The organism is Paenibacillus aceti, from assembly GCF_003614185.1.
In the GTDB taxonomy this organism is placed as follows: domain Bacteria; phylum Bacillota; class Bacilli; order Paenibacillales; family Paenibacillaceae; genus Fontibacillus; species Fontibacillus aceti.
The window spans coordinates 4565159-4581542 of record NZ_KZ987724.1 but is presented as its reverse complement, the minus strand read 5'-3'; the positions used below and the strand labels follow the sequence as shown (position 1 = coordinate 4581542).

Here is a 16384-nt window from a genome sequence, read left to right as displayed (position 1 = left end):
TAACTCTTTTTCTGGAAAAAAGTTGTACTTATTCTCGCAAATCAGTACAGGGTATCCCAGAAATTTACCCTCTATTTACCTTTTCTGTATTGGATTGTATATGATATTCCGACTTAATCTGATAGACTAGCAAATGTACATATATATTCAAGGAGGAAACCATGAAGAATTTTGCAAAATATCTATCGATCTTATTCGCAGCAGTGATTATCTTATCGGGGTGCTCCAGTAATAATACTGCCGACTCGAAGAAACTATCTTCGGATGAGAAAATGGCATTATCTTATGTAACGGACTTCTACAATGCATCGACAGCAGACAAAGAGAAGTTCGTTGAGGAGAATGTACACCCTGAGGTACAAGCTCTATTTCGTATAGGGGCTAAGGGAGAAGCTACAGAGGATAATAAGCTGAAGGATCCGAAGGTGGCAGAATCAGTACCCTACGATGAAGAAGACGGAAAAGGATCGGTAGTACTCATTCAGGCGGCCGACGATAAAGAAATGATCGTGCTGATCATCGATGGCAAGGTAGCCTTTGGCTATGCTGCATCCGATAATCCGGAGTCTCAGGAAATGTTCGAACAAATGCGCAGTCAATTTAAAACAGCCAAATAATTAACAACTATACTTGAACAGCCAGTCGCCGCAACTCTTGCGCAACTGGCTGTTCTATTTTCTCTATTTTACACTTCCAGGTCTCCGACCTTCCGCCAATAGTCCATTGATCTGCTCGATCAGCGCTGGAAGCTCCGCCAGGGTAGCTATCGTGAAGTCAGCGCCATGCTGCTTGAATACCTGCTGCGTTCTGGCGATGGCCGCCTGTTGGTCAGGCGCGGTTAAGCTGTTGTACTCTTCCTCGCTCAAGCCCATCTCCGAGCTGCCGACGGCGACACCCACCGACCATACGCCTGCGGCCACACCCTCTTTAATATCGGAAGTGGTGTCTCCCACCTTCACGACCTTCCGTACTGCGGACAGCTTCAATGCCTCCATGTTGCGGTAAATCATATACGGATACGGCCTTCCATAGGAATTCGTGTCATCCGGCGTCACGACATGATCGGGGCTATAGCCCTTCGCCTTGGCCCCCGGTACGACAACCTCCATCATGGAATTGGTGTAGCCCGTAGTGGAGCCAATCTTCAGGCCTCTGGAACGCAGCTCCTCCACGACAGGGATCACGCCCGGAATCGGACTAGTATATTCAGACAAGGATGCCATAAGCGCTGGCTCGAATTCAGCATACAGCTGATTTACATCCTCCTCGTTGAAGGCCCTGCCAGCCTTCTCCTCCCATAGCTTGGACAATCTTGGCATGGACAACATAGCGCGGATATGGTCGATCTTCAGCATCCCCATCGGTTCTCTGGCTTCCTCCATCGTAACCTCGATGCCAGCATTTTTAAATATATCCACGAATACATTCACGGGTGCGAAGCAACCGAAGTCCACCGTCGTTCCCGCCCAGTCAAACATAACCCCTTCAATATAACTCATCGTCCCGTTCCTCCCATGTAATCGCTAATGATGGCACATAATTGCTCAATATCCTCTTGATAAATCTCACCGATATTTCCGATCCGGAAGGTATCGACATCCGTCAGCTTGCCTGGATAGATGACGTATCCCCGTTCCTTCACATAGGTATAGAAATCACCGAAATGGAAGTGATCATCCGGGAATAAGAAGGTCGTAATAATTGGCGACTGCTTCTCCTCCGGGATATAAGCCTGAATGCCAATTTTCGCAAGCTTCCTGCGCAGCAATTGATTATTGTCACGATAACGCTCATACCGTGCAGATACTCCGCCTTCCTCAATCAGCTCGTCGATCGCCTTGGAGAAGGCGGCCACGACATGGGTCGGAGAGGTGAACCGCCATTTGCCATCCTCATCCATCCCCTTCCACTGATCGTACAGATCGAGCGACAGGCTGCGCGAGATTCCCTGACTCGCTCTCAGCTTCTCCAGCTTGGCAATGACGAAGCCGAAGCCAGGCACGCCCTGGATGCATTTATTCGCGCTGCTGATCAAATAATCGATGCCTAGTCCCGCTACGTCAATCTCGATCCCGCCGAAGCTGCTCATCGCGTCGATAATTAAGGTTTTTCCATATTCCCGAGACAACCGCGCGACCCTCTCAATCGGATTCAGAATCCCCGTCGTCGTCTCACAGTGAACCATAGCAATATGCGTAATCTCCGGATCGGTGACTAGCAGTGCCCTGAGCACAGCTTCCTCTGGCTGCTTGTCATAGCTGAAGCGATGCTCCGTATAATTCAGGCCGATATACTGCGCTATCTGAACGATCCGCTCGCCATAAGCGCCATTGGTCACGATCAGCAGCTTATCTGTGTCGGCTACCGCCGAGGTGAGTACGGACTCGACCGCGAAGGTTCCGCTGCCTTGCATCAGCACGGATGTATATTCCTGCGGATCAGCTCCGGCGATCTCTAGCAGCTGCGCTCTGATCTTCTGTGTGATCGATTTATAATCATCATCCCAAGTACAGCGATCCAGCAGCATTTCTTCCTTAACACGATCGGTCGTAGTTAATGGTCCTGGGGTTAACAGCTTGTATAAGTTCATTTGGCCTTGCTCCCTTATATAGAAATGTTCTAATGCGTGATATATATATCCTGCTGAGATGTCTCGCAGTCTGAGATCAGTTCTGTGCGCTCTTGAAAAAATCCTGATGCTCCTTCAGCAGTTCAACGGTCAGCGGCTGCTCGAACTTCACTGATTTAGCCGGCTTATTCACATCCTCCACCGTCTCGCCATGATACAAAGCGACTGGATAGTTGGCGATCAGATCCTTGCGCGCGTCCTTGATAATAACCTCCGCCATCTCCATCGCCAGATCGGTTGTCGCATTCTTCTTATCCACGACAGCCACCGATTCTGTCAGGGAGAAGTTCCCTTCCAACGGGTCCACATAATCGATCGGCGCACCGGATGCCTTCGCCTTGACCGCCTGATGACGCAGACCGAAGCCAGCAGCCACCTCACCCGCTTGTACCTTCTTAATCGGCCCGGAGCCCGAGCTCTCCAGATGCGGACCGACATTCTCTATCAGATTATGGAGAACCGCCTTACCTTCCTCTTGACCATATTGGCCGATAATCGCTTGGACGAGCAGCCAAGCTGTAGATGAATCCATAATGTTCGGGATGGACACGAGGCCCTTGAACTCCGGCTTCGTCAAATCCTTGATCGAGGTCGGCATTGGCAATCCCTTCTCCTTCAGCACTTCGGTGTTCACGAAGATGGAGCCGGTGTTAGCCAGTATCGGCGTATAGTAAGACGGGTACGACTCTAGCGCATCCGTAGTGAAGGCCAGATCCTTATACATGGCGTGCTGGCTCTGTGAGCTTTCAATGAAGTAGGAGCTCATCGTAACCAAATCCGCCTCGATCTTGCCGCCCTCCGCCAACAGCTTGCCGCCGAGCTCGGATGTCCCCATCGATTGCAGCAAGTATTTTCCGTCATAGCCTGCATTCTTCAGCGCGGTCTCCATCGAAGCAACCGCCTCTTCATCCGCATTAGTATAGATAACCACCCTCTTCGCTTCTTCAGCCTTGCCGCCGCCACTGCCACAACCAGCCATCGTCAGGATCAGGCCAACCGCCAGTAATGTAAGCAGCATCCCCTTCATCGTTCTCAACATCGCTATCCCTCGCTTCATTAAATTTGTATTTATCTATAACCAATCCGATATAGCAGCTAGTGCACCGCCCTTCTTCGCTGCATGCCGTCACAAATGACCTTAACCACCAGATTAGTGAGGAAGATCAGTAGCGACAGTACGAAGATCTCGTTGAACTTGGCGAAATGCTGCAGTTCTTTGATCTTGCTGGCGACGACCGAGGTATGGGCCGATACCAGGAAGATGATTCCACTGATCGTTACCATCGAATTGATGAAGTAATAGCTGAACATCTCTAGCACGGTCGAGACCGAATTAGGCAGCACCACCCGGTACACGGTCTTGAACCAGCTATCGCCGAGCAGCTCTCCCGTCGTCTCCCAGGAAGGATTCATCTTGGACAGGGAATTCTTCGCCATCAGGTACGGTGTCGTGAACAGATGCACGATATTACACAGCACGATGATGGTAAAAGTCCCCTTCAGACTGCTGCCGTTGAACAGAAGCAGGTACGATATCCCTAGCACCATGCCCGGTACTGTATTGGTAATCATCGACACAATATCGGTCGCTCTCCTTGCCCTAAGCTTCGTGCGTACATTCAGCAGCGCGGAGCCATACGCGACTAGTGTCCCGAACAACGAGGTGAGTAGGGCAACCCAGAGCGAGTTCCTGTACACTCCTGTCAAATCGCCGGATGCAAGCACATCGTTAACATGCTTCAAGGTGAAGCTAGTATCGTACGGGAAGCTATTCATGAACGGCGCGATGAACATCACTGCGAAGATGGACAGCAGCCCTAGCACAATGACAGAAGCGGCGATGCCAAATCCTGCATCCCGGATGCGATGGCTCGGCAACTCGATATCGGTTATTTTGTCATAATGGAAGTTCAGCTTCTCAAGGTAATGCAGCAGTCCTATTCCGAACACCGCCGGCACCAGCATGAGTACCGCGATCACCGCTCCCTGATTGAAGTCGGGGATGGAGCCGAGCATCACCTGATACAGCTGGCTGGCAATGACCGGGTAAGTCCCACCCACCGAGGCAGGAATCCCGAAATCCGTGAAGCTCAGAATAAAAGCGAGCACAAACGCCCCGCCCAGCGCCCCGACGAGCGGACGCAGAATCGTATTCGTGAAGCTTCTCAGCGTTCCGTCACCCATCAGCCGGGATACGATGATGAATTTCTTGTCCACGTAGCCGAAGGCGTTATGAATCAGGAGAAAGGCCGGCGGCAGCGTATAAATGATATAGCCCATCAGCAGGCCGTTGAACCCGTATATTTCGAACAAATTCCGCCCAAGGAGCTTGGTGATCAATCCCTGGTTACCGAAGGAATACATGATGGCGAAGCCATAGGTGATAGTCGGCAGCAGCATAGGTAGCATAATGGCGATTCGCAGTCCCCCTTTGATGGGGCGAAATATCCTCGTGCAGTGAATGGAGTAAGCCAGAATAAATCCAAGCACCGTAGCGATCACCGCCGCCGCAGCCGAGACCTTGATGCTGTTCCAGGCCGCGCCGAGCATGTCCTGTTCCTTCCAGACCGCCGCATAGTTCGAGAGTGATAAGCCCTGATCGGTCTCCAGAGAACGTAGTAACAGAATAATCAACGGCAGGAACAAGAAGCCGATGAACAGCAGCAGAACCAGGATGAAGGCCACCCGCATTTCCGGTTTGATCCTATGCATGTGCATACATCTCACCGAACAGGTTATATATGTTCTGGCGTTTGATTTGTAATTGCTTAATAATGAACCTCTCGACAAAATCATTATCCGGCTGGCTGATGATCTCTTGCGGCGTCCCGAACCGGGCGATCTTGCCTTGGTCGATAATTAGTATTTTGTCAGACAGGGTTAGAGCCTCCTCAGGGTCATGGGTCACAATGATCGTCGTTAGCTTGAATTCTCTAGCGATCGATTGAATCCGCTGCTTGATAGACTCCTTGATCACGCCGTCGAGCGCGCTTAATGGCTCATCGAGCAGCAAGATCTTCGGCTTCGTAACGAGGGTTCTCGCCAGCGCCACCCGTTGCTTCTGTCCGCCGGACAGTTCGCCAATTCGCTTATTCAGATGGGGAGTTAGCTCCAGAAAATCGATATATTCCTGAACCTCCTGCTTGCTCGCCACACCCTTCTTGTTGCGCAGCCCGTAAATGATGTTGTCATAGGCATTCAAGTTCGGAAACAGGGCATAGTCCTGGAACACGATATTGAAGCCGCGCTTTCTCATCGGAACACGGGTCAGGTCCTCATTACCAAAGATGATGCTCCCGCTGTCCACTCCGGTCAGGCCAAGAATCAAATGAAGCAGAGTTGTTTTGCCGCTTCCGCTCGGGCCGAGGAGCGACATAATCTCCCCCGTGCCGATCTCAAAGCTGATGTCATTGAGAACTGTTTTGCCGTCAAATTGTTTGCTAATATTGTGCAGCTTCAGCAAGCCGCCCACCTCCTTAGACACACTCTCAGTATAGAAACCGTATGTCATCCGGAATAAGTGACTATGTAAAATTTGCGTAAATCATGCCTAACTACTTCATTGATTATGCATAACTCTATCCCATATTAGATAGCTATTCCTACCGATCTTCGTAAAATCTATTGAAACTACAAGAGCTAGCCGATACACTGAAATTGCTCCAATTATATAAGTTGTTAACTCTATAATAAAATTCTGTATTTAGCGGGTGAGAGAGATGCTGCCACTTGAGAGGCAAAAGAAAATACTTGATCTGTTAACCATCCGGGAGGTTCTCAAAATCAACGAGCTGACCGAAGAGCTGGATATATCCGTTGATACGCTTAGAAGGGATATCAATCTGCTCGCCAAGCAGGGGAAGATCGAAAAAATATACGGCGGCATCAAGCTCGCTGGCCGATTCGGCGAGTCCTCGATGGAGGAGCGAATGATCGATCATTTGGGGGAGAAGGAACAGATCGCCCGAAAATGCTGTGAGTTCATCGAGGATGGCGACTGCATCTATATCGATAGCGGCTCCACGACTTACCAAATCGCCAAGTACATCAAGCATAGAAAGAAGCTCACGGTAATCACGGGCTCCATCCCGGTCATCCAGGAGCTCATCAATAGTGAGGTTGAGTTAATCATCATCGGGGGAAAAATCAGAAAGGAAGAGCAGTCCGTCGTCGCATATGACTATATCTTCAATTTCCACGAGCTGAACGTCCGCAGGGCTTTCATCTGCTGCAGTGGTATTACTGTCGAGCGGGGAATATCCGATTACAACCTGGAAGAAGCGATAACGCGCAAAAAAATGATCGAGCTCTCCAAGGAGGTATACATCGCCGCCGACAGCAGCAAATTCGGCAAGGATGTGATGGTCTCTATCGCGCCGCTGGAGCAGATCGACGCCATCGTGACAGATGCGGGACTCGACCGGGGCTATCAGGCCCAGTTTAAAAAGACGGCGACGAGGCTGGTCATTGCATAAATCACAAATGAGATTCGGCCTTCAAGTTAAAGAACCGTCGGGGGAGATCACCCTGACGGTTCTTTTTAGAGATCGGGAATAAAATAAATGCTAACGTGCAACTATTTGCCACGCTTATCCCCTATACAGGAAATGTAAATGCAATTATGCAACTATTCGGGGGATTTCTCCCTCAATCAGCGCTTTGGTCAGGAAATAGTTGTATATCCGCAGCTATTTTCTGATTTCAAGCGGGTTCCCCCGGAAATAAGTGTATTTCTGCAACTAAGCGCAAGCAAGGTTAGGGTTAGTTACGAAGCAAGAGCTTGCGAGACACGTCCGCCGATCTTAACGCCCTTCCTCCGCCTGAGCGACAGCCTTGGTATGATGCACGGTTCCATGCGGATGATGGGGCGGAGCGTAGATCGTGTATAGCTTAAGCGGCTTGTTACCGGTGTTGATCACATTGTGCCACGTACCTGCGGGGACGACGATAGCGTAATCGCCATCGACTTTTTCCTGGAAATTCAGGTTATCCTTGCCGGGTCCCATCTGAACAATCCCCTTGCCATCTTCAATACGCAGGAACTGATCGACATTCGGATGTACTTCCAGCCCGATATCATCGCCGACATTGATGCTCATCAAGGTAACCTGCAAATGGTTCCCTGTCCATATCGCTGTGCGGTAATTCGTATTCTTCTTCGTCGCCTCTTCAATATCCACGACAAATGGCCGGGGGCCGTAATCCTTCAGCTCATGAACTCTATATTGCTGATCCCAGGCATTATTCCATGGCTGCTGGTTTGGATGGTACTGCGGATAATATGGATTCACGTAGTTCCCATAATAATTCTGCTGATATCCGTTCCACTGATATGGCCCTGGATTCTGCCACTGCGGGTGACTCGTTGGTCTGTAATACAACATTCATTCTCCTCTCATACCCATTACTTGTTAGCAGTCTATGCTGCTGCCCATCCGCAGGTAACTAGTCACCGTAAAAATGGTACAAGAGAGTTGTATCCATCCAGCCGTCAGCAATAAGCCATCAAGCTATCCCGATCGTCACATAGCGGCGCATTCATAAGGCACCATAATTCTCACCCATGCACCGCCTTCAGGACGATTCCCCGCTTTCATCCTCCCGCCGTGCTTCCGCACCAGCAGCTGCGCCGTATACAATCCCAGGCCGGAATGGCCGTGATCCTGAGATCTGGAGGCATCCCCCGAGTAGAATTTATCGAACATACAGTGTAAATCCTGATCGCTGAAGCCCGGGCCGGTATCCATCAATTCAACAATAATCTGACTCTCGTCAACATGAACCGCCCACTCAATTTCCCCTTCCACCGGCGTAAAACGCAGACTGTTCATCATTACGTTATCCAGCACCTGCTCCAAGCGCTCCGTGTCCAATAGAAGCGGCTGCTCCGTATTGGAATGCCAATGTTCCCGCGAATAACGAAGCGTAATCCCTTTCTCACGGCATAATAAGTCGAATTCCTGTCTTTTCCGTTCACAGAAGGCGCCGAGATCCGTCGGCATACACTGCAGAATGAAATCAGGTGTGTCGATACGATTCAGGAATAGCAGCTCGGTCAACATCTTATCCGCACGCTGGGTACTATTCCGAATAGTTAGCAGGTATCGCTCCAGCCGCTCGGGGTGACGTGTACCGCTCTCAATCAGGTTATCCGCATGTCCCTGGATAATCGTGAGCGGGGTTCGCAGATCATGGGCAATCGCTGAGATCATATCCCGTCTCTCCTGCTCCAGCCGCCATTCTCGCTTCAATGATTGCTCCAGCGCCTGGCGCATCTCCTCAAAAGCATTCGACAACTCGGTCAATTCCTTCGAGCCGCTCTCGCCCGCAACGGAGAAATTAAGGTCATTCTGCTGAATCCGCCGCGCTCCCCCGATAATCCGCGAGATTGAAGGCTCAAGCCGCTTGCCTAGTCTTCTAGCGAAGATCGCCGAGAACAAGATAATGAACAGAAACGGGGCAATCAGGCTGCCCAATAGGAGACCAACGAGCATTCCTTCCCTCGGATTGTTGTCAGCCACTTTCAGACTGTAGCGCAGCACGAGCATCCCCTTCAGTTGTTTGTCCGCATCAAGTATAGGTGAGAACTTCACAATCCTTCCGTTATACCCTTCGGTCTGATTCAGCTTGTTAATAACCCCCTCGGGGCTACTGACATAGCTCTCTCCCTTCCATCCATAGACAATCCGCCCCTGCAAATCAATCACTTGATACTGCATGCCCTGAAGCGGCACTACTTTCTCCAGTTCACCCTGCATCTGAGGAGATAACAAGGCGTCCTGCCGCTTAGTCGCATATTCTAGAATCTGCGGGATTTTCCGCTCGTAATGATTGGCCGGAAGAACTCCCCTACCTGTCTGATTGATCAGAAAATACAGTGTAACCCCCCATACCACCAGCGAGCATAGAAAGCTATACAACAGAACGAGCACAAACGCACCCAGAAACTGCCTGCGCAGCGATCTTCTACTCGTCTTCACGATCTGTCGAATTTGTATCCTACCCCCCACACGGTCGCAACAAAGGTCCGCTCCGGCGCTACCGCCGCCAGCTTGGCGCGAATATTCTTGATATGCTCGGTCACCGTAGCTGAATCGCCTTCCGCATCATAGCCCCACACCTTCTCATACATCTGTTCGCGTGAGAACACTTGATTGGGATGCATGAACAGAAGCTCGAACAATTCGAATTCACGACTGGTCAGAGGGATTGGAATATGCTTATAAAATAATTGTAGACTGTCCAGATCTAGGGTCAAATCGCCGTGATGCAATAGCTTCGGTTGTCGGCTCAAGTGGCTCCGCTGCTCGCGTCTCAGATGCGCCCTGATTCTCGCCTTCAGCTCCTGCATACTGAAGGGCTTGACGATATAATCGTCACCGCCGACAGCAAGCCCCCGAATTCGATCCGCTTCGGCAGAGCGCGCACTTAAGAACAGAATAGGGCAGGACACCCTATCCCGGATCACCTGGCATACTTCAAGCCCATCCAGATGTGGCATCATAATGTCCAGAATAATGAGATCCAGCTCAGCTTCAAGCCGCTCCAGCACCTGCCTGCCGTCATAGGCAATCCGCACCTCATAACCTTCATCCTCCAGCGCATCGCGCATGAACTCTACAATTTCTCGTTCGTCGTCGGCAATCAGTATCTTTTCTCTCATTTTCATAGGTATCCTTTCCATTGCTATCCCGTTCATTGTACCTGCTTACGCACCAAAAATCCCCCTGAAATGTAACACTCCACATCACTTCAGGGGGCATGTCTATTAATACTTCGTCGTCGGCTCCTTCACTTGATCGAAGACGATAATACCGTCATATTGCTCTCTCGGAATAAATCTCATCACATTCGGTGCAATGATTTCAGAGGTCATTCCATCCTCCGCAGCATAGGCCATCTTGAACATCCAGGAGTTACTCTTATCCGGAATCTTGTGCTGAGACAAATCGGCAAAGGCAATCTTATAACCGCTGCTCATCATCAGGTGCTCCAGGCTATTCTTCGGCATCGGCTTAATATCGAATAGCTCCTGCGTCGTAATCGTGCTCGCTCTACCGCTGTTCATGTAGAAGCCGATCACATATCCCTTGTCCTTGAACTTCTTATGAAGCAGCTCGCCCATGCTGGTGAAGCTGTTGATCCATTTTCCCTGTTCCTTCGTCTTGATTCTGGAAGTATTCTTGGCCAAATGGTCGTTATGCGCCCATAGAATTACTTTTTTGCCGGGGTACATCACCTGCATTAGCCACTCGACATTATCAGCCATGATGCGATCTCTGAATTCATAGCTTTCCTTCGTGCCGTACAAGCCCATTTCGATGAAGCTGATCCGCCCCTCCAAGGCTTTCACCGCGATATCGACCATATGCTCATTCTGCGGATAGGCCGCTGCAAGCTGCTCTTTGTTGTCCTGGATGAATTGAATGAGGGCTCTATATTTCGGCTCATATTCATTTAGTACTTTTTGTATCTTCTGCTTGGCTTGAGGATTATTGTCGGTGTCTAGACCATATTCGTTAATCACCGCATAGAAATCAGTCATTGCTTGCAGCTCGAACTCGAAATACTCCTTCGCTTGCACCTCGTCCACCTCAGCAATCCATCCCGCAATGAACTGTGTCAAGTAAGCCGATGTGAACTGCATATCATATCCCGCCAGGTACAATGGGTGGTCCGTATTCTTCTGCTGCTTGATATAATCGAACAGCTCCAGTGTCTCCTTGGAGTGCCAGATCGGGAAGATGGAGCCCTCCATCATTCCTTTCGCAGGCAGCGTATCTGCATTCTCATACGCCATGAAGGCATCGCCCAGTCCCGATTCGAACATAACGACGTCAAAATCAAGCTCCTCATGCAAATATTTAATCAGTCTGGTCTTCATGCTGCTATACTCCGCCACACGGTGGAAGTTCTCGCCTAAGCTAACTACTGTCTTATCTTTCAACAGCGGCTTAAGAAACTCCAGATCCGTATAGTCCTCTGACGTTGCCGACTTAATCTCCCGAAAATTGTCCTTAAACCCCGTATCCTGCTGCTGCGCGGATGCAGAGGCGCTTACCGGCGATAGCAGCATCGTCAGCGCCAGCCCCGCAGCCACGATACCTGTGAATCTTTTGCTTGCTTTCATTGATTTTCTTCCTCCCTATAAAACCCATTAAATTGTTGTTCACGCATCAACCTTCCCGGTTATCGTAGCAAAAATTTCTAAGGAATTTATAAAGATCGCGCAGACTTGGCTTAACTGCATGAACTATTTGCAACTCGAGGATTCAACTTCGACGTAAATCATCGATGTAGACAAAATCGGGTTAAGTACTCGAAGGTTAAAAAAGCCCGCTACGGAAATTCCGTTCCTCCATAATGGACCACCGTTTTAATCAAAGTTAACCTTCAGAAGCATTGTCTGGAATCAGTGTTCGATACAGGATAATTCCCATGTATATTATCCTGAATTTCGAAAGTAACATCGTCTGAAAAACAAGAAAAGGGCTCCAATTCTTTGGTAGAATGGTGTTTGTCCAGAACATCACCTACAAAGAAAGGAGCACCTTTTAGATGAAGTCTACCACACCCGTCAGCAAAATCAAGACCGAATTTACCTTGCAAAACGCCTCAAATGTTGGAGGAAGCAAAATCTTTCTGGAATATCTCGAAAAAATCAAGCTCGGTAAGGCTTTGCAGAATTTAAATTGTACCAAGCAAGGCAATTCCCTGTTCCCTGTTTTCCGCATCCTGCTCTATCTCATTGTCGGCTGGATACTCGGATGCGAACGCCTCTTTCATTTCCGCAGGCTGCAACATGACGCGCTCATCCGGCGGTTTCTCGGCGGGCGCTGTCCGCATCACACCCTGCTGTATAAGGAACTGGATCGACTCAGCAAGACCCGCCCAACCTTAACGCTGGATTTGCGAAAGCTGAATCAGCAGATTATTGCACCCTGTCTGCCTTCTGAACTCATCGTGGACCTAGACTCCACGGTAGAAACGGTATACGGTCACCAAGAGGGGGCGGCAGTCGGCACGAATCCCCACAAACCCGGACGTAAAAGTTACCATCCGCTGATGGCGTTTGAGGGCCAGTCGCGCCTGTGCCTGAATGCAGTACTGCGTGCTGGGAATACGCACGCTTCCGCCGATGCAGCCGCCTTCCTCCGTCAGATCTTTGAGTTGCTTGGTGACCGTCCGGTAAAGTACGCCCGGTTTGACAAGGGATTTGGCGGCGAAGACTTCTACAGCCTATGGGAAGCCAAGCGAATCGGGTATGTCGGGAAATTGAAATGGACGCAGCGACTTCAGGCCGAAGTAGGGCGATGCCGCTACTGGAAGCGGTTTGTCGATGAGGATTGGGTCATCGAGGGGATCACCCTGATCTACCAAGCCACCTCATGGAAGAAACCGCGCCGCGTTGTGGTGATTCGTAAAGCGCAGGTGTTTGACGGCGATCAAGCTCGGCTTCTCCTCGATACGGACTGGCATTACGAAGCGATCGTCTGGTTAGAGCTCACCCTCGGCTAGCTGGAAACCGCGAAAATGTTGGTCGCAACGACGTACCTCTTGATATAGTTTCTTCGGTTTGCGCCGAAAAGGTAGCTAGCTTAGCGATGGCGTGACTTTACCGCTAATGAAATCGACCTGCTCATCAAGCTGCTCGCCTACAATCTCTACGAGAGATTCAAGCGAGACTGTTGCGAACCGGTCCATCAAGGGTATACGATTGCCCGGTTCCGTCTAGAGTTTTTCCACTGTGCAGCTACGATGATTCAGCATAGCCGACAAGTCGTTCTGAAACTGGCTAAAGATTTCGCGAACCGCTGCGCCTGGCAACGTATCGCCGCCAAAGTCGCTGCCTTAGAATGACGTTTACCACAAATTAACATGGAAACCGTTTAGCCCTGTCTTATGGGGAGGGGGAAAGACTACCCTCTTTTCAGAATCGTCGCGTAATCCACTGGGTATTTCCCTGTTTATTACAGTTGTTGCCTACTAATCCTGCTACAAACTGGCCACCATTATGGGCTTTCGAAATTCAGGATTATTTTTTGTGAATTGTGACACGATAATATTTATCCTGATCATCTAATTTAGGATCAAATACAAAAAAATCATCAGCAGACTTCTTCTTGACTTTCGAAGGGAATGGAGACAAATCAAAAATCTTTAGATTACGTAGATTCTAAGCTCCCATATTAAGAAGTATTAATTTTACATAAATGTGATTAAAAGGAGAGACACTATGTTTAGAAAAAACTTAGCATTAACATCATTATGTCTTATTCTAATCACGACTATTATTATTCTTTCGTATCAACAATTTTTACTTCATCAAGATCCAAAGGTCTATAGTTTTACTATTGAAACAACTGACTTTCGAATAAGAAATATAAAACTTATAGATTATCCAGCCTCAAGCTCTGTGTATGTTTCTGATCATTATTTGGAAATAATCGGGGGAAAACAAACAATTTTCAAGTGTTGCTTATAGTATATCTTTGGTGAAAAAATGATTTTGTCGAATATTCAAGCAGATGATCCATTTACTTTACCCGATACAATCAATGGAAAGATACACTATACCTTTGGAAATTTAATTAAAGGTGTAAAAGTTCGAACTGACGATGAAATTAATATTGAAATTATATATGAAGTAAACGGGGTTACTAATCATAAGACAGGTACTGCTAAGTTAAAAAATTTAACCTGAATTTCGAAAGTATCGTTTCTCTAAAAACATAACAAAGGCTCCGAATCTTTGGTAGAATGGTGTTTGACCGAACAACATCACCCAAAGAAAGGAGCACCTTTTAGGTGAAGTCTACCACACCCATTTATAAAATCAAGACCGAATTTTCCTTGTCCGAGGCAGCGTTGGAGGAAGCAAAGTATTTCTCGACTTCCTGGAAAAAATCAAGCTACCCGAAGCTCTACACGATCTCTTCCAGGGTAAGAAAGCCAGCAATGCTCTTTTCCCGGTTCGCCGGATCTTGCTCTACCTACTCATCGGCTGGATACTGGGCTATGAACGGCTCTTTCATTTTCGTCGTCTGCAGCAGGATTCGCTTCTCCGTCGATTTCTTGGGGGCCGTTGTCCGCACCATTCTCTGTTGTACAAAGAGCTCGCCCGCCTTGGCAAGGGTACTCCCCATGTCCAGCAGCAACTACGCCAGCTTAGTAGTGAAATTATCCGGCCCTGTCTGCCTTCCTCGCTTATTCTCGATCTCGATTCCACCGTAGAGACAGTATACGGAAATCAAGCCAAGGCGGCGAAGGGTACCAATCCCCACAAGCCTGGACGTAAGAGCTACCACCCGCTGCTCATTTTTGAAGGGCAATCCCGGTTGTGTTTGAATGTAGCTTTACGTGCAGGAAATACGCACTCATCGACGGATGCAGTTCCCTTTTTGGAGCAAACGCTCACGCTTTTGAAGGGGAGAACCGTGAAGTATGCCCGCTTTGACAAAGGATTTGGCGGAGAGTCCTTCTACCAGCTTTTCGAAACGCATAAGATCAGCTATACCGGCAAACTCAAATGAACGAAGCGACTGGCTCTTTTGAAGCCAATGAAATCGATCTGCTAGTGAAGCTGTTGGCTTACAACCTCTATGAGCGATTTAAACGGGAATGCTGTGAACCAGTTCACCGGGGTTATACGATTGCCCGATTCAGGCTGGAGTTCTTTCATTGTGCTGGGACGCTAGTCAAGCACAGTCGTCGCATCACGCTGAAGTTGGCAAAGAATTTTGCCCATCACCATACATGGAACCCAATGACGTCTCAAGTATTACTTTCTAGAATGAGCGATCCAAACATTTACATGGAAAAGCTAATGTCCATTCTAATGGGGTAGGGGGAGGTGTATCTTCCGACTCTGATCCCCCTCGATTCTATTGGTAGATTATCCACTTATAGGAAGTATTAATGAATCTGGACTCCTACACTGATCTCACCTTGCAGACCAGAATTTCACTCTACTGACAGTCTAAAAACGTGTCTGCCTTCTGGTAATTCCGTTCGCACCTATCATTTAGTATCTGGCTTAAGTTATAAGCAACTACCTATTCCGCCACCACATCTTTAGGTAATACACTTATTATTGTTTATATTGTAAATTGTAAAACATACGGAAATACTGCGGATTCAAAACAAAAATCGCCAAAAAGGCGACTAATTAAAATTTAATATTAACTATAGCTTATAACCCTCTATAAGCCATTTTTTTATTTTTAATTCACTATCATCAATGGTCTTAAACAATAATTGTGGTATTCTTTCTTCGAAGTAATTACCACTAGATAAAATTAGCGTCTCAATCCATTCCTTAAAGCTCATAGCTAAAAAATTAAACTCCGAGCCTCCCGCTTGAGAAAACATGTATTTTTTCTCTCGACTAGTATCAATAAATATAGTGCATGATGGGTGGCGAGCGACAGGTATAAAATTAGGGACGATATCAGGCATTAGCTCTGCTGTTTCAACTATTTCATTGATACTATAAATATCCGTACATTCGCCAAATCCGATATCAAATAACTTTGCTCCATTATGTTGTAATAAAAACTCTCTGTATTCTTGAGGTAAGTTCACTTGAAATAGTGTTGATAAACGGTCAATTTCTTCAGTTTCTGCAGGTGGCGAAAAATAAAATTTTGCCATTTCAATATTTCCGCCAGGTGTTTGAATAATAAGTTCATCATTTGTGCTGATTCTTTGCTTTAGTCCATCTAATATCGCTTTAATATTGTACTCCATATAATA

13 protein-coding genes and 3 pseudogenes are annotated in these 16384 nt (G+C 48.2%); 6 read left to right on the top strand and 10 right to left on the bottom strand.

Annotated elements, in window-relative coordinates; genetic code table 11:
- The first annotated feature begins 161 nt into the window (after nt 1-161).
- Entirely contained in the window at nt 162-617 is a 456-nt protein-coding gene (locus tag BFJ94_RS20635; protein ID WP_120464323.1) for a hypothetical protein, read from the top strand.
- 63 nt (nt 618-680) lie between these two features.
- Here the strand turns inward: BFJ94_RS20635 and phnX are convergent, their stop codons facing one another.
- The 5 genes from phnX to BFJ94_RS20610 all read right to left on the bottom strand — a co-directional run bounded on the left by phnX (nt 681) and on the right by BFJ94_RS20610 (nt 6092).
- Nucleotides 681-1499 carry a phosphonoacetaldehyde hydrolase gene (gene phnX / locus BFJ94_RS20630; RefSeq protein ID WP_120464322.1) on the bottom strand — a complete coding sequence of 273 codons (819 nt, stop codon included), beginning with the start codon at nt 1497-1499 and terminating at the stop codon, nt 681-683.
- Entirely contained in the window at nt 1496-2590 is a 1095-nt protein-coding gene (gene phnW / locus BFJ94_RS20625) for a 2-aminoethylphosphonate--pyruvate transaminase (protein ID WP_120464321.1), read from the bottom strand. Before phnW ends, phnX begins: the two co-directional genes overlap by 4 nt.
- Before the next feature lie 76 nt (nt 2591-2666).
- Nucleotides 2667-3668 (bottom strand): extracellular solute-binding protein, encoded by a 1002-nt coding sequence (locus BFJ94_RS20620; protein ID WP_120464320.1) that lies wholly within the window; start codon nt 3666-3668, stop codon nt 2667-2669.
- Nucleotides 3669-3724: 56 nt separating this feature from the next.
- Nucleotides 3725-5341 (bottom strand): ABC transporter permease subunit, encoded by a 1617-nt coding sequence (locus BFJ94_RS20615; RefSeq protein ID WP_120464319.1) that lies wholly within the window; start codon nt 5339-5341, stop codon nt 3725-3727.
- The gene (locus tag BFJ94_RS20610; RefSeq protein ID WP_120464318.1) at nt 5334-6092 is read right to left on the bottom strand and encodes an ABC transporter ATP-binding protein; all 759 of its coding nucleotides are present in this window, start codon (nt 6090-6092) and stop codon (nt 5334-5336) included. The genes BFJ94_RS20615 and BFJ94_RS20610 overlap by 8 nt, the downstream gene beginning before the upstream one ends.
- Before the next feature lie 256 nt (nt 6093-6348).
- Here BFJ94_RS20610 and BFJ94_RS20605 point away from each other — a divergent pair, with 256 nt between their 5' ends.
- A complete protein-coding gene (locus BFJ94_RS20605) occupies nt 6349-7104 on the top strand; it encodes a DeoR/GlpR family DNA-binding transcription regulator (RefSeq protein WP_120464317.1) in 756 nt (251 codons plus the stop codon).
- Between the two features lie 327 nt (nt 7105-7431).
- On the opposite strand, the gene BFJ94_RS20600 is transcribed toward BFJ94_RS20605, so the two are convergent.
- The 4 genes from BFJ94_RS20600 to BFJ94_RS20585 all read right to left on the bottom strand — a co-directional run bounded on the left by BFJ94_RS20600 (nt 7432) and on the right by BFJ94_RS20585 (nt 11759).
- Nucleotides 7432-8010 carry a cupin domain-containing protein gene (locus BFJ94_RS20600; protein ID WP_438803719.1) on the bottom strand — a complete coding sequence of 193 codons (579 nt, stop codon included), beginning with the start codon at nt 8008-8010 and terminating at the stop codon, nt 7432-7434.
- A gap of 141 nt (nt 8011-8151) precedes the next feature.
- Complete coding sequence (locus tag BFJ94_RS20595) at nt 8152-9609, bottom strand: sensor histidine kinase (RefSeq protein ID WP_229717188.1); 1458 nt, start codon at nt 9607-9609, stop codon at nt 8152-8154.
- The gene (locus tag BFJ94_RS20590) at nt 9606-10292 is read right to left on the bottom strand and encodes a response regulator transcription factor (protein ID WP_120464315.1); all 687 of its coding nucleotides are present in this window, start codon (nt 10290-10292) and stop codon (nt 9606-9608) included. The genes BFJ94_RS20595 and BFJ94_RS20590 overlap by 4 nt, the downstream gene beginning before the upstream one ends.
- A gap of 105 nt (nt 10293-10397) precedes the next feature.
- Complete coding sequence (locus BFJ94_RS20585; RefSeq protein WP_120464314.1) at nt 10398-11759, bottom strand: erythromycin esterase family protein; 1362 nt, start codon at nt 11757-11759, stop codon at nt 10398-10400.
- Nucleotides 11760-12187: 428 nt separating this feature from the next.
- Between BFJ94_RS20585 and BFJ94_RS20580 the strand changes: the two are divergent.
- The 4 genes and pseudogenes from BFJ94_RS20580 to BFJ94_RS20570 form a co-directional block, all read left to right on the top strand.
- Nucleotides 12188-13123 (top strand): annotated as a pseudogene (locus BFJ94_RS20580) (transposase); the annotation flags it as partial.
- Nucleotides 13124-13240: 117 nt separating this feature from the next.
- Nucleotides 13241-13489: pseudogene (locus BFJ94_RS26340) on the top strand (transposase); the annotation flags it as partial.
- Between the two features lie 649 nt (nt 13490-14138).
- On the top strand, nt 14139-14333 hold the full coding sequence (locus BFJ94_RS20575) for a hypothetical protein (RefSeq protein ID WP_162944355.1): 195 nt from the start codon (nt 14139-14141) through the stop codon (nt 14331-14333).
- Between the two features lie 104 nt (nt 14334-14437).
- Nucleotides 14438-15476 (top strand): annotated as a pseudogene (locus BFJ94_RS20570) (transposase).
- A 338-nt stretch (nt 15477-15814) separates the two neighbouring features.
- Here BFJ94_RS20570 and BFJ94_RS20565 read toward each other — a convergent pair.
- Nucleotides 15815-16378, bottom strand: a complete 564-nt coding sequence (locus tag BFJ94_RS20565; protein WP_162944354.1) for an SMI1/KNR4 family protein — start codon at nt 16376-16378, stop codon at nt 15815-15817.
- Nucleotides 16379-16384 lie beyond the last annotated feature (6 nt).